This window comes from Bacillus sp. Hm123 (genome assembly GCF_051842975.2).
Classification (GTDB): Bacteria; Bacillota; Bacilli; order Bacillales; family Domibacillaceae; genus Bacillus_CE.
In genome coordinates this window covers 3,239,586-3,252,135 of the sequence record NZ_CM200277.1, presented here as the reverse complement: position 1 = coordinate 3,252,135, position 12,550 = coordinate 3,239,586, and the positions used below count along the sequence as shown (strand labels likewise).

Annotated in this window: 13 protein-coding genes; 11 read left to right on the top strand and 2 right to left on the bottom strand. The window is 39.0% G+C overall.

The window, feature by feature from the left end:
* Positions 1–7: 7 nt before the first annotated feature.
* From ACSVDJ_RS17050 to ACSVDJ_RS17000, 11 genes are all read left to right on the top strand, one after another.
* Positions 8–1,348 (top strand): hypothetical protein, encoded by a 1,341-nt coding sequence (locus ACSVDJ_RS17050; protein ID WP_518619488.1) that lies wholly within the window; start codon positions 8–10, stop codon positions 1,346–1,348.
* Positions 1,345–2,646: a glycosyltransferase family 4 protein gene (locus tag ACSVDJ_RS17045; protein ID WP_439167477.1), complete on the top strand. Its 1,302-nt coding sequence runs from the start codon at positions 1,345–1,347 to the stop codon at positions 2,644–2,646. Before ACSVDJ_RS17050 ends, ACSVDJ_RS17045 begins: the two co-directional genes overlap by 4 nt.
* Entirely contained in the window at positions 2,609–3,577 is a 969-nt protein-coding gene (locus ACSVDJ_RS17040; RefSeq protein ID WP_439167475.1) for a glycosyltransferase, read from the top strand. Before ACSVDJ_RS17045 ends, ACSVDJ_RS17040 begins: the two co-directional genes overlap by 38 nt.
* Positions 3,532–5,088 (top strand): oligosaccharide flippase family protein, encoded by a 1,557-nt coding sequence (locus ACSVDJ_RS17035; RefSeq protein ID WP_518619485.1) that lies wholly within the window; start codon positions 3,532–3,534, stop codon positions 5,086–5,088. Before ACSVDJ_RS17040 ends, ACSVDJ_RS17035 begins: the two co-directional genes overlap by 46 nt.
* A 25-nt stretch (positions 5,089–5,113) precedes the next feature.
* Positions 5,114–5,983 (top strand): glucose-1-phosphate thymidylyltransferase RfbA, encoded by an 870-nt coding sequence (rfbA, locus tag ACSVDJ_RS17030; RefSeq protein ID WP_439167919.1) that lies wholly within the window; start codon positions 5,114–5,116, stop codon positions 5,981–5,983.
* 6 nt (positions 5,984–5,989) lie between these two features.
* Positions 5,990–7,063 carry a DegT/DnrJ/EryC1/StrS family aminotransferase gene (locus tag ACSVDJ_RS17025; RefSeq protein WP_439167472.1) on the top strand — a complete coding sequence of 358 codons (1,074 nt, stop codon included), beginning with the start codon at positions 5,990–5,992 and terminating at the stop codon, positions 7,061–7,063.
* Positions 7,064–8,107, top strand: a complete 1,044-nt coding sequence (gene rfbB, locus ACSVDJ_RS17020) for a dTDP-glucose 4,6-dehydratase (RefSeq protein ID WP_439167471.1) — start codon at positions 7,064–7,066, stop codon at positions 8,105–8,107. It begins immediately after the preceding gene.
* Positions 8,104–9,132: a UDP-glucose 4-epimerase GalE gene (gene galE, locus ACSVDJ_RS17015; RefSeq protein WP_439167470.1), complete on the top strand. Its 1,029-nt coding sequence runs from the start codon at positions 8,104–8,106 to the stop codon at positions 9,130–9,132. Before rfbB ends, galE begins: the two co-directional genes overlap by 4 nt.
* A 111-nt stretch (positions 9,133–9,243) precedes the next feature.
* Positions 9,244–9,765, top strand: coding sequence for a VanZ family protein (locus ACSVDJ_RS17010; RefSeq protein ID WP_439167468.1), 522 nt, complete (start codon positions 9,244–9,246; stop codon positions 9,763–9,765).
* Between the two features lie 108 nt (positions 9,766–9,873).
* A complete protein-coding gene (locus ACSVDJ_RS17005) occupies positions 9,874–10,086 on the top strand; it encodes a hypothetical protein (RefSeq protein ID WP_439167466.1) in 213 nt (70 codons plus the stop codon).
* Positions 10,087–10,137: 51 nt separating this feature from the next.
* A complete protein-coding gene (locus ACSVDJ_RS17000) occupies positions 10,138–10,386 on the top strand; it encodes a hypothetical protein (protein ID WP_439167464.1) in 249 nt (82 codons plus the stop codon).
* A gap of 108 nt (positions 10,387–10,494) precedes the next feature.
* Here ACSVDJ_RS17000 and ACSVDJ_RS16995 read toward each other — a convergent pair whose 3' ends face one another.
* Together ACSVDJ_RS16995 and ACSVDJ_RS16990 are read right to left on the bottom strand one after the other, a co-directional pair.
* Positions 10,495–11,535: a serine hydrolase domain-containing protein gene (locus ACSVDJ_RS16995; protein ID WP_439167462.1), complete on the bottom strand. Its 1,041-nt coding sequence runs from the start codon at positions 11,533–11,535 to the stop codon at positions 10,495–10,497.
* Positions 11,535–12,491 carry an ABC transporter substrate-binding protein gene (locus ACSVDJ_RS16990; protein WP_439167461.1) on the bottom strand — a complete coding sequence of 319 codons (957 nt, stop codon included), beginning with the start codon at positions 12,489–12,491 and terminating at the stop codon, positions 11,535–11,537. Before ACSVDJ_RS16990 ends, ACSVDJ_RS16995 begins: the two co-directional genes overlap by 1 nt.
* Positions 12,492–12,550: the final 59 nt, after the last annotated feature.

Below are 12,550 nucleotides of genomic sequence, written 5' to 3'. Positions count from 1 at the left end.
TCCTACTATGTTGTCAGATAAATCAAATTTAACACCTTTGAAAGAGATAGCGAACATTAAATTTCAACCATTGCCTATTAATGTTGACCCACTAAATATGATAAACCGATTTATGGCTATTTTGATGTGTATGTGGATGATCTGGCCCTACTTTAGTGATCGAGCAGGGTTTGTTTATTTTGGTGCATTTTTAATTGTATGGATCTATACATCGGATTTTCGATGGTTGCTTCAAAAATGGCCGCTTGATCTATTATTTCTAGGTATTTGGTTAATTACATTTATCCCATATATATTAACAGGTAATTTTAGGTATGGCTATATTGATTCTCGTTTTATACAGATTACCTTTATTTTATTTATAGTAGGTGCATTTATTAATCATTATTATATGCATTATAAGAAAGATTACGTGATGTTAGGGAGGATCTCTTTTCTTGCCTTAACTCTGTTTTTCGTGGGCTCTATACAAACGTATATCGGCTTAGAAAAGTATCCATTAGCATCTAGAATGTTAGCTACGGGAGCTGTTGATCCACTTTCCTTTAAAACAGCTGGAATAGGTGGTTTTGGTTTTGTCTATAGTGGGGTGTTCATCGGTATTGTATGTTGTTACCTTTTGTTTAGTAAACTTTACTATATAAATATTTATTGCAAAATGTTTACTTTAGTTACTTTAGTTTCCATCTCTATGATGGTGATTAAGGCATCGTACACTATTGCAGTCATGATCTTATTTACTGGTATCATATCAGTATTGTTTATTAAAGGGAAAAAAACGCTATTTTTTCTTATTTTTCTGCTAGTGTTTTTTTTGCTATTCTTCCCGAAAGAATTAATTGGTTACTTTTTGTTAGATATTGCTGAATTATTTAGGGAAAATGACACATTAAATACGAAATTAAGTGATTTAGCACAAGGGTTCATAGGAAGTGGAGCGGGTGAACAAACTGCTTATCGTAGTGAACTTTATTTGCAATCTTTTAAAACGTTTCTAGCAAATCCTTTGTTTGGAATATATGGCCCTTTAGGTAGTGAATTTAATGCTGAGGTTGGAGAGCATTCTGGGTGGTTAGATTTAATGGCTTACTATGGACTATTTGGTGCTTTACCCTTATTTATAGGGGTATTTTTAAATTTCAAGAAGAATCTCTCGTTTTATTCTGGTCATCCATTTCTCCCATTTCTGCTTATTGCTCAAACTGCGTTTGTTGTTTTCGGATTTATTAATCCAGTCATATATATCTATCAATTAGGGTTTGTGCTGTTTATGATCGCTCCAACCATTCCATTCCTACCATACGCTTTCAGTCGAAATAAAGTACTACGGGGAAGGAGGAACCAATGAACATTCTATGGCTTGTTAATATCCCTTTGCCTGAGGCGAGTCGATTATTACAGGAGGAGGCCTTACCTTTTGGCGGCTGGTTAGTCCATGCCTCCGAAGCGCTTTCGGATCATTCTGATACCAAGCTATCGGTTGCGTTTCCGAAAAGTGGAGTGAGTGGTGTGCAGAAGCTTCGAGGCGAGCGCATTCAATATTATCCATTTGCTCCTATCGAATCACCTAATCAAACACAAAGCTTGGAGGAAGTGATTGAGCAGGCGAGACCAGATATTGTCCATATTTTTGGAACGGAATTGGCGCATACGTTGGCGATGGTGAATATTTGTAAAGTAGCAGGTATTCAAGTCGTTATTTCTATTCAAGGGTTAGTATCTGTGATTGCTAAGCATTACACATTAGGTTTGCCTCAGCATGTACAATCGCACTTTACGTTAAGAGATTTACTGAAACAAGATAATATTAAACAACAGCAAAAGCGTTTTATCGCACGTGGCAAGTGGGAAGTGGAGGCGATTCAAAAGGTTGAGCATATTATTGGGCGGACGACATGGGACCGAGCTTGCACATCTTTTATCAATCCAGCGGCTACGTATCATTATTGCAACGAAACGTTAAGAAATGAATTTTATCAGCATGAATGGGATATCGATCATTGTGAGCGATATTCCATTTTTTTGAGTCAAGGGTCATATCCGATTAAAGGTTTACACTTTGCGATTGAGGCGATGCCATTTGTGTTGAAACGATTTCCCAATGCCAAGCTTTATGTAGGAGGGCCAGATATTACAAAGTCGGATACATGGCGGGAAAAATTAAAGCTCTCTTCCTATGGAAAGTATATAAAGGAATTAATCGAAAAGAAAGGTTTGCAAAGTAAGGTAATTTTCACAGGAATGTTAAATGAAAACCAAATGTGCGCTCGTTTTTTGAGATCGCATCTATTTGCATGTCCATCTTCCATTGAAAACAGCCCAAATTCATTAGGGGAGGCGATGCTGCTTGGTGTACCTTCTGTTGCGTCAAATGTTGGAGGGGTAATGGATTTGTTACAACATCAGGAAGAAGGGTTTGTGTACCCGTCGGATGCACCTTATATGTTGGCACATTACATATGTGAAATCTTTGCCGATGATCAGCTAGCGCTACAGTTTTCTAGAAATGCGAAAAGAAAAGCAATGGCCTTGCATAACAGAGAGCTTAATCATGAACGATTATTAGACATCTATTTTCAAATGGTTGATCTGAAAGGAGAGGACTTAGATGAATCCATTAGTCAGTATTCACTGCGCCACGTATAATCACGAAAATTATATTGCGGATGCCATTGAAAGCTTTATGATGCAGAAGACGAATTTTGAATTTGAAGTGTTGATTGGAGAAGACTGTAGTACCGATCGTACAAGAGAAATTGTAGAGAAATATGTTCGTTTATATCCGGATCATATTCGATTAATCACTTCTGAACATAATGTCGGAGCGAGGAAAAACTTAATTCGCCTTCATGAACAGTCAAGAGGTAAATACATCGCTTTTTGTGAGGGGGATGATTATTGGCTTGATCCATATAAATTACAAAAGCAAGTTGATTATATGGAAAGTCATCCTGAATGCACATTTTGCTTTACAAATGGTGAGGTAGCGGATGAAAAGAAGCAATTGCAAGGGAGAGCGGTTATTCCATGGCTGAAACACAATGAACCTTATTATTATGGTAAAGATCATAAATATTTAGCGGGGGAACTGGCCTTACTTGGCTATATTCCAACTGCTTCATTCTTATTCCCAAAACATTTGATGGATGATCGTCCTGACTGGTATTTTCGAGTGATCGTCGATGATAACTCTGTCAAGTTGATTACAACCAGTCATGGGTACGCCTATTTTATGGATGAAACAACATGTGCCTATCGTTTTGGTTTGCCAAACTCTGCAACAACTAGGTGGAATAAAGATAACAATACGGTAGAGAAGCAAATTCAACATAATCAACACTTTATTGACTTGTACGATTATTTTAATGAATACTCCAATTTTCAATATGAAAGAGATATTGATGAAGTGAAAAAAGTATTTGAGTTTCAAATCCATATTTTAAAAGGTGAATTAAATAAATTGAAAGCCGAAAGATTTAAGGAATTATTTGATGGCTTAAATGCAGTAGAGAAGGCGAAAATCTATTCTAGATGTTATTTCCCGCGGATTTATTCTACTTTGCAAAAAGTGAAGTGAAGCTGATGTCTAATGAAAATCAATTAAAAAGAAAAACGATTTTCGGTTTGCTTTGGAGCTTTATGGATATGTTTATGAGCCAAGGCATTCAGTTTTTGGTTTTAATGATTCTAGCGAGACTGTTAACACCGGAGCATTTCGGTGTGATTGGTATGGTGATTATATTTATTGCTATATCGAATACGATCATTGATAGTGGATTTACACAGGCATTGGTGCGTGAAACGAACGCTAGTCAAGAGGATTATTCGACGGTTTTCTTCTTTCAATTGTTGATCGCCATTGTGATGTGTAGTCTATTAAATGGATTAGCACCGCTGATCAGCAGCTTTTTTCATGAAGAACAGCTGATTCCTATTTTGCGAGTATTGTCGTTTGGGCTGATTATTCATTCTTTAGGGATTATTCAACGGATTATGTTGACTAAACAAATTAACTTTCGAACCCAAACAAAGATCAATGTGTTATCGGGTGTGATCGCTAGCGTAGTAGCGATCAGTTGCGCTCTACTTGGTTTTGGCGTTTGGAGTTTAGTGGCGCAAAGCTTAACATTGCAAACGATGCAAACGGTGTTATTATGGTTCTCGAATAAGTGGCTGCCGTCCTTTGTGTTTAGTTTTCAATCGTTTAAACGGCTGTTTGGCTTCGGTTCTAAGTTATTAATTTCAGGCTTAATTGATACGATTTATAGTCAGGTATACGCTGTGATTATCGGACGAATGTACCCAGCCTCTCGGTTAGGATATTATACGAATGCATCGAAGCTTAGTGATGTCATTGTTATTTCTTCTACGAGTGCGTTGCAGCGCGTGACCTATCCCGTTTTAAGTAGTATCCAAGAGGAGCAAGAGCGTCTTAGTTTAGGCTTTCAAAAAATAATTCGGACATCTGCTTATCTTATGTTCCCTGTCATGATTGGATTAATGGCGATTGCTGATACGCTGATCCCGTTAATTTTTGGAGATCAATGGTTCGAATCGATTATTTATTTTAAATTATTGTGTGTTGCCGGTATGTTGTATCCGTTGCATGCGATTAATTTAAATATGCTGCAAGTGAAGGGACGATCTGATCTATTCTTGATTCTTGAAGTCATCAAGAAAGTGTTGATCACGATATTAATCGCCATTTCCTTATTTCTTTCTTTAGGGATTATCGGTTTAATAGGAGCGGCGATTGTAAGCTCGTATTTGTCCTTTTATTTAAATGCTTATTTTTCAGCGCGCGAGATATCTTATTCTGTTATGGATCAAGTGAAGGACGTATTTCCGATGCTGTTGATTTCAATAAGTATGGGGGGGGTTGTATATTTGTTAGGCAGTATGTTGCCTGATGAGCCGATCCTCAAGCTTGGTGTACAAATTAGTACAGGTGTTATTCTATATATTGCCTTTAGTCGAATGTTTAAAATCAAAGAGCTCACAATGATTTATGAATTGATAGCGCCAATGGTTCAAGCAATAGTAAAGAAAAAACCATTCTCTGTTCTTTTAAAAGGCAAAGGGCGTTAAGATGATAACAAGAAAGGTGATTGGAATGAAAGGGATTATATTAGCTGGTGGGAATGGAACGAGGTTAAGTCCGCTTACTCAAGCGATATCTAAGCAGCTGTTACCTGTATACGATAAACCGATGATTTATTATCCTTTATCTGTCTTGATGTTAGCGGGGATTCGGGAGATTTTGATTATTTCTACACCGAAAGATGCCCCTCTTTTTAAAAGCTTACTAGGGGACGGATCGGTTTGGGGCATTGAACTGAAATATGAAGTGCAAGAGCATCCGCGCGGCTTAGCGGATGCTTTTCTTATTGGAGAGGAATTTATTGGGGAGGATTCAGTTTGTCTTGTGTTAGGGGATAATATTTTCTACGGTGGGAGATTTTCTCCTGTGTTGAAACGAGCGGCACAATTGAAAGAAGGAGCGGTTGTGTTCGGTTATCAAGTCACTGATCCTCAACGTTTTGGTGTTGTTGAATTTGATGCCGATCTTAATGCAATATCAATAGAAGAAAAGCCTGATCAGCCAAAATCAAATTATGCGGTGACGGGCTTATATTTTTACGATAATCAAGTCGTTGAGATTGCCAAACAGGTGAGGCCATCGGAGCGAGGGGAGTTAGAGATTACAGATATTAATAAGGAGTACTTGAAACGGAAGCAATTGAAAGTGGAACTGCTTGGTCGAGGGTTTGCTTGGCTAGATACGGGAACATTTGAAAGCTTATTAGAGGCGGGACAGTACGTAGAAACGATTGAGAAAAGACAAGGGTTTAAAATCGCTTGCTTAGAAGAAATTAGCTATCGTAACCAATGGATTTCAGCTGAGGAGTTATTGGATATTGCTGCTCAGTACAAAAATGGATATCGTACCTATTTAAATGAATTGGTTACGGGGAGGTTTTGATCGAGGATGATTCCAGTGACGCAATCTTTCTTACCTCCGATGGAAGAGTACAACAAATTCATTTCTAAACTGTGGGATACGAAATGGCTGACCAACAATGGGGAGTTTGTTCAACAGTTAGAACGGGAGCTGATGACTTACTTGCATGTTCCGTCTCTTCATTTTGTTAATAACGGGACGATGGCTCTTCAACTAGCGATCAAGTCTCTACAAATAAAGAAGAAAGTGATCACGACTCCGTTTTCGTTTGTAGCAACAACTACAGCCATTTTGTGGGAGGATTGCGAGCCGGTTTTTGTTGACATTGATCCAGAGACGCTGTGTATCGATGCTAGAAAAATAGAAGCTGCAATTACGGATGAGACGGAAGCGATTTTAGCCACGCATGTATTTGGGGTTCCTTGTGATGTGGAGAAAATCGAGGAAATTGCTGCAAAACACAACCTCAAAGTGATCTATGATGCTGCCCATGCTTTTGGGGTGAAATATAAAGGGACATCGGTGTTGAATTATGGGGACGTATCGACCCTTAGCTTTCATTCGACGAAGCTGTTTCATACAGTGGAAGGCGGAGCGATCATTCATCATAAGGGGGAGGATTTCGACCAACAGATCGAATTGTTGAGAAGCTTCGGGTTTGTGGGAGAGGATTATCGGTTAGTAGGGACGAACGCCAAAAATTCAGAGCTTCACGCGGCGATGGGGTTGTGTAATTTAAAGTACGTCGATGAATTGATGATGAAAAGAAAGACTTTATGTCAAATGTATGATCTTTTATTAGAGAATCGAGTGGGAAGACCATTTATCTCCAATGATATCTCCTACAATTATGCTTACTATCCAGTGATGTTTCAAACGGAGCAACAATTGCTTTCTGTTATGGAGCGACTAAGTCAGAAGCAAATTTATGCAAGGAGATATTTTTATCCATCCTTAAATACGTTGCCCTATTTAAATGCTTCTTGCTCATGTCCGATTTCTGAAGATGTAGCGAAAAGGATCGTATGTTTACCTTTGTATCATGAATTAGAAATAGAAGATGTGAAAAAAATAGCGACATGCATATTGGAGAGGGTATAAATGAATGTACTAGTGACAGGTGGTGCCGGGTTTATTGGTTCTAATTTTGTTCAGCATATGTTAAAGCAGCATCAAGATATTCATATCGTAAATTTGGACAAATTAACGTATGCAGGAAGCTTGGATCATTTAAAGGAGGTCATGGATGATTCGCGCCATACATTTGTTCATGGTGATATTTGTGATCGGTTTCTAGTGGAGCATCTGTTTGAACAACATCAAATTGACGGAGTGATTCACTTGGCTGCCGAGTCGCATGTTGATCAATCAATTCGCGATCCGAGAAGCTTTGTGGAAACGAATGTACTAGGTACGCTTAACTTACTGGAGGCAGCTCGAACATTTTGGATGGAGGGAATTGGTCAATATAAGTCAGCGTTTCAACAGGCGAGGTTTCACCATATTTCAACAGATGAAGTGTATGGTACGCTTGGGACGGAAGGATTTTTCACAGAGGAGACAGCCTATGCACCGAATAGTCCGTATTCGGCGAGTAAAGCTTCCTCCGATATGATGGTAAGGAGCTACTTCCATACGTATGGGATGAATGTCGTGACGACCAATTGCTCGAACAACTACGGACCGAAGCAACATGAGGAAAAATTAATTCCAACGATCATTCGAAAAGCGTTGGCATTAGAAACGATTCCGATTTATGGCGATGGTCAAAATGTCCGTGATTGGTTATATGTGCTTGATCATTGTCGAGCGATTGAACGAGTATTTTTTGCTGGAAAAGCAGGGGAGACGTATCTTATTGGTGGCCATTGTGAAAAGACGAATATGGAAATCGCATTAACGATTTGTGACATCCTTGATCAAGAACAACCTGTTCGGATGAATAAGAAAGGAATCACTAGTTACCGACAGTTGCTTGCCTTTGTTGCTGATCGACCGGGGCATGACTTTCGCTATGCGATTGATGACTCAAAATTGCGAAGAGAGCTAGGCTTTGAGAGAGAGTATTTGTTTGATCAAGGGATAAAAGAAACGATTGCCTATTATGTAGAAGCATGTTCTTTGAAAAGAAGTGATGTGAGATGACGATACTTGTGACGGGAGGAGCCGGCTTCATTGGAAGTCATACGGCTCTTTTTTTATTAGAAGCAGGGTATGATGTAGTGATTGTTGATAACCTTTCCAATAGTCGGATCGAAGTGCTTGAACGATTAGAGAAGTTAGTAGGACGTCCCATCCCATTTCGGGCAATCGATTTGAGGAATGAGCAAGCACTTGAGAAAGTATTTGCAACGTTTTCAATCGAAGCAGTCGTACACTTTGCCGGGTTGAAGGCCGTTTCTGAATCAGTGGATCAACCTTTATTTTATTACGAGAATAATATCGGCGGAACGATTACATTATGCAAAGTGATGGATAAATTCGGGGTACGACGTCTCGTTTTTAGTTCGTCAGCAACCGTTTATGGCGTTCCTGAACAAGTCCCTGTAGTGGAAGAGGTTTCGCTACATTCGACAAATCCATATGGACGAACGAAATTGATGATTGAGGAAATTTTACAGGATGTGTATCGAGCGAATGAGGCGTGGAGTATTGCTTTGCTTCGATATTTTAATCCAATCGGCGCTCATGAAAGCGGGGAGATAGGGGAGGACCCTACAGGTATTCCTAGTAACTTAATGCCCTACATTACGCAAGTAGCAATTGGAGAGCGAGAGGCGCTTTCTGTGTATGGCGGAGATTATCCTACTTGGGATGGGACCGGCGTCCGTGATTATATTCATGTCAGTGACTTAGCCGTAGGTCATATTAAAGCGTTGGAAAAAGTGAAACGTGTAAATGGCATCGAAGCCTATAACCTCGGAACAGGAAAGGGGTATAGTGTGCTTGACGTTGTTCACATGTTTGAAAAGGTTACTGGTGCAAAAGTGCCGTATCGCATTGTTGACCGTCGTTCAGGAGATATTGCCTCGTGCTATGCAGATCCTTCAAAAGCTGAACGAGAACTACACTGGAAAGCTGAGAAAACACTAGCGGATATGTGCCGTGATGCATGGAGGTGGCAACAATACATTAGTAGTAACAGTGGGGTTGGACCTTCAATATTTTAAAGTGTTGAAGGTCCAACCCGCTCTTTTTTTGTGTGTAAAAATGTAAGACTTTTTATATGCATCCAATTTTCTTATCTGCTAAGATATAGAAAAGTCTTAAAGGAGTTCACTTTGAAGAATTTTTTTAGAGTTGCTTTGTTAGCATTGGTAGCAGGAGTCATTTTTCGTTTTTCTTCGCAAACGTATGACCAACAGTCACTTGTACCGCTTATGAGAAGATTATTTCCGGGGGAGCCTTTTGCTGACTTGCTGGGGCGTTTAGAGCTTTCTTATGCCGGGGCGGTTATTTCAGTGGAGTCTATTGGTTATTACTATTTTATTGAGTTTTTTATTCGTAAGTTTGCTCATTTATTTTTGTTTGGGTGTTTGGCAGTTGCTTTATTTGGGGTGCTAGTTATTTGGCGACCGGATGAAGTGCGGAGATCTGCTGTTTGGGCGTTCATTGGTACAGGCTTATACGCTACTGTTGATGAGTTTCACCAAATGCTAACGGGTGGACGAAGCCCGCTCGTGACAGACGTGTTGCTTGATTTGACTGGTGGATTGATTGCGTTACTCATAGTCGTGCCTGTTTACTCGTGGAAGCGACGTAAAGAGAAGATAGAAACGGTGAAGCTAGACGAATTTTTGTAAAAAAGTTCTTTATAATGAACATAAAGTTCTTTATAAAGTTTCTCGTTTGTTGTAAAATGATGATATAGACAGAGGGGAGTATGTCGAACTTTTGAGGGGGCTTTTGTTATGGTCACAGAAAAAGAAGTGTCTGTTATATCTCATTTTCAACAACGATTTGATCGGATTGAATTGGATCGGTTGTTATTTAATAAGAGCGATTCAGAGAACCATAAAGAACTAGCCGATCGTGCTTGGAAAGTGTTAGAGAAAGAACTAATGTCAAACGACCCTTCTACTCGAATTGCTGCGGCAGAAGGAATTTTACGAGTATTGAAATAGAAAAGCGGAGCCGACTGTCCTAGGGCGACAAGCAGATGACGGACCGGCAAAATGGCGTTTTTCAGCCATGAAGTCGGGCAGGCATCTGACTCGAGCCCCAAGGAGGTAGAGCTAGACAAGAAAAGCGGAAGGCGCTGCTCAGCGACGTATGGACTGGAGCGAGCCGCACGAGATAAAGGAAACACGATGAACGATAGTGAATCGATGTTGACTTATCGCAAGGAGGATGAAAGCATAGATGCTTCGCCTGACGCCAAAGAATCGGTCTATCGTTCATATTTGAAGGGAAAAGGAACTTAAGCTTTTAAAATAGATAGGCGTCAAACCATCATTTCCTAGGTAGGGGTGATGGTTTGACGCCTATATTAAAAGGTTTCCTTTAGGTATTCTAATTGAACGATCGGGAGGTTAGTTTTCGTGTAACAGCCATTCGATATCGCTTACCATGTCATGTATTGATAGTTGCTTTTCATTTTCTAGGTGCTCTACATTGCTGAGGACAACTATCGTTATTGCCTGCTCCTCATACATAGAAAAGCTTGAACGATAGCCTGGCCAGCCGCCACCGTGCGCTAGTTTTTTTCCTAATGGACTTTCATTAATATAAAATCCATAGCCACAAGGAAGTTTATTATTATTTAAAATATGTGGCTTACACATATTTCTTTGCCAGTAAGTGGATAAAAGCATGTGCTGTCTAAAAGCAGTTGCGAAATTTGCTAAATCTAGCACTGTTGTATGGAGCATACCATCGCCTTCAATTCCGTCTAGTATCTGTACAAATCGATATGGAGATGATTCGTCTGGCAAATAAAATGTACCTTCCTTATCGTTATAAATATAGCCATATGCTAAAAAAGGAAGGCTGGCTTTATCGTAACGGCGATGAAAAATGGTAGATTGCTTCATATTCGCTTCTTCAAAAATGTAATGCTGTAAAAATTCTTTGTATCGTATTCCGCTCGCTTTTTCTATAACTGAAGCAAGAAGTACATATGCTGTGTTGCTATACTCATATTGTGTTCCTGCCGGGAAATGCATTGGAGGACTGTACTCTCTTAATAGTCTAAGTACGTCTGCATTTGTTGCGATTGTATTATGTTTCCAATGCTCATCGAACAATGTCATATAATCAGGAAGTCCTGATGTATGTGTTAAGCAGTGCTCAATAGTTACATCATCATAGGGCAAGTTTAAATAACGATGTAAAGAATCTGATAGCTGAAGTTTCCCTTGCTCACAAAGCTTTATGGTAGCTAGTGCAGTAAAGAGCTTTGTTACTGACGCAACTTCAAACACAGATTGCTCTGTAATTTCCTCGTATGTCAAAATGTTTGCGAAACCTGCACTTTTAGAAAAAAATTTAGCACCATTTTTTTCAATATATACATTTCCAGAGAAATTTTTTTCTTTTATTAATTGATTAAGATGATCGTGTAGCCGCTCCATTATTTAATATGGTCCCGAGCGGCGTTTAAGATTTCATAGCGTCCAAATAATGTTGGGGAGCCCATTGATAGCGGATTTACCTTATTAACAAATACTCGATCATTTTTTACCGCTTGTAATGATTTCCAAATTTCACTTTCTTCTAGCTTCTGTAAAATGGTTTCATCCATATCGTTTTCATAGATATCATATTGAATAAATAAATAGTCGGGATTTACTTCATATAAACGCTCAAGCGAAATGGCGCTTTGCTCTGTCGTTTGCTTAATAATGTCTGGAGTGTTTAAACCTAGCTCTCCATAGAAAATATCATTTAAAAATACATTCTCAGGATAGAGCATCATTTCTCCGCCACGGATACGTATTGTTAACACTTGTTTATCTTTAAAACTTTCTAAGTAGTTGACCGCTTCTTGTCTGTCTTTATTATACTGTTCGATTAATTTAGATGCTTCACTTTGTTTATTATAGATTTCACTTAGGAGTGTTAAGTTTTTATCCCAGTCGGGCCCGAAATGCGACACTGGAATCGTTGTGGCGATTTTCTTAAGTTGTTTGAAAACCGTTGGGTCCTCCATATCTGAGCTAATGATTAAATCAGGATTAAGTTCAAGAACATATTCTAAACTTTCATCGCTATAAGTTAAAATCGGTAATGTTTTTTTCGTTACATCGGCAAAAAAGTCTGGGAAAGGCTCATTTTCATCTCCAATTGCACTGGATGCGTATGGTTCAATACCTAGTAAAACAGCATCTTCGAGTGATTCAAAAGCATTCAAGTAAACGACACGCTCTGGGTTTTCTGGTACTTCATATTCCTCACCTAAATAGGTAATGATTTTTGTCTCTTTTCCCACATCACCTTCTTTGTTTTTTGCTCCTTCTTTATCTGTCTGATTGCTACAAGCAGCTAATAATAATAGTAGTCCTAATAGTGCCAACCACTTCAACTTCATGTTCGAACGTCCCTTCATAAAAATTTGATAATGATATTAATTAGTAATGAATTTCATTA

Coding starts and splice junctions, on each gene's coding strand:
- ACSVDJ_RS17050 (WP_518619488.1), top strand. CDS start 8: ATGTTGTCAGATAAATCAAATTTAACACCTTTGAAAGAGATAGCGAAC.
- ACSVDJ_RS17045 (WP_439167477.1), top strand. CDS start 1,345: ATGAACATTCTATGGCTTGTTAATATCCCTTTGCCTGAGGCGAGTCGA.
- galE (WP_439167470.1), top strand. CDS start 8,104: ATGACGATACTTGTGACGGGAGGAGCCGGCTTCATTGGAAGTCATACG.
- ACSVDJ_RS17000 (WP_439167464.1), top strand. CDS start 10,138: ATGGCGTTTTTCAGCCATGAAGTCGGGCAGGCATCTGACTCGAGCCCC.
- rfbA (WP_439167919.1), top strand. CDS start 5,114: ATGAAAGGGATTATATTAGCTGGTGGGAATGGAACGAGGTTAAGTCCG.
- ACSVDJ_RS17035 (WP_518619485.1), top strand. CDS start 3,532: ATGTTATTTCCCGCGGATTTATTCTACTTTGCAAAAAGTGAAGTGAAG.
- ACSVDJ_RS16990 (WP_439167461.1), bottom strand. CDS start 12,491: ATGAAGTTGAAGTGGTTGGCACTATTAGGACTACTATTATTATTAGCT.
- ACSVDJ_RS17025 (WP_439167472.1), top strand. CDS start 5,990: ATGATTCCAGTGACGCAATCTTTCTTACCTCCGATGGAAGAGTACAAC.
- ACSVDJ_RS17040 (WP_439167475.1), top strand. CDS start 2,609: ATGAATCCATTAGTCAGTATTCACTGCGCCACGTATAATCACGAAAAT.
- ACSVDJ_RS16995 (WP_439167462.1), bottom strand. CDS start 11,535: ATGGAGCGGCTACACGATCATCTTAATCAATTAATAAAAGAAAAAAAT.
- rfbB (WP_439167471.1), top strand. CDS start 7,064: ATGAATGTACTAGTGACAGGTGGTGCCGGGTTTATTGGTTCTAATTTT.
- ACSVDJ_RS17005 (WP_439167466.1), top strand. CDS start 9,874: ATGGTCACAGAAAAAGAAGTGTCTGTTATATCTCATTTTCAACAACGA.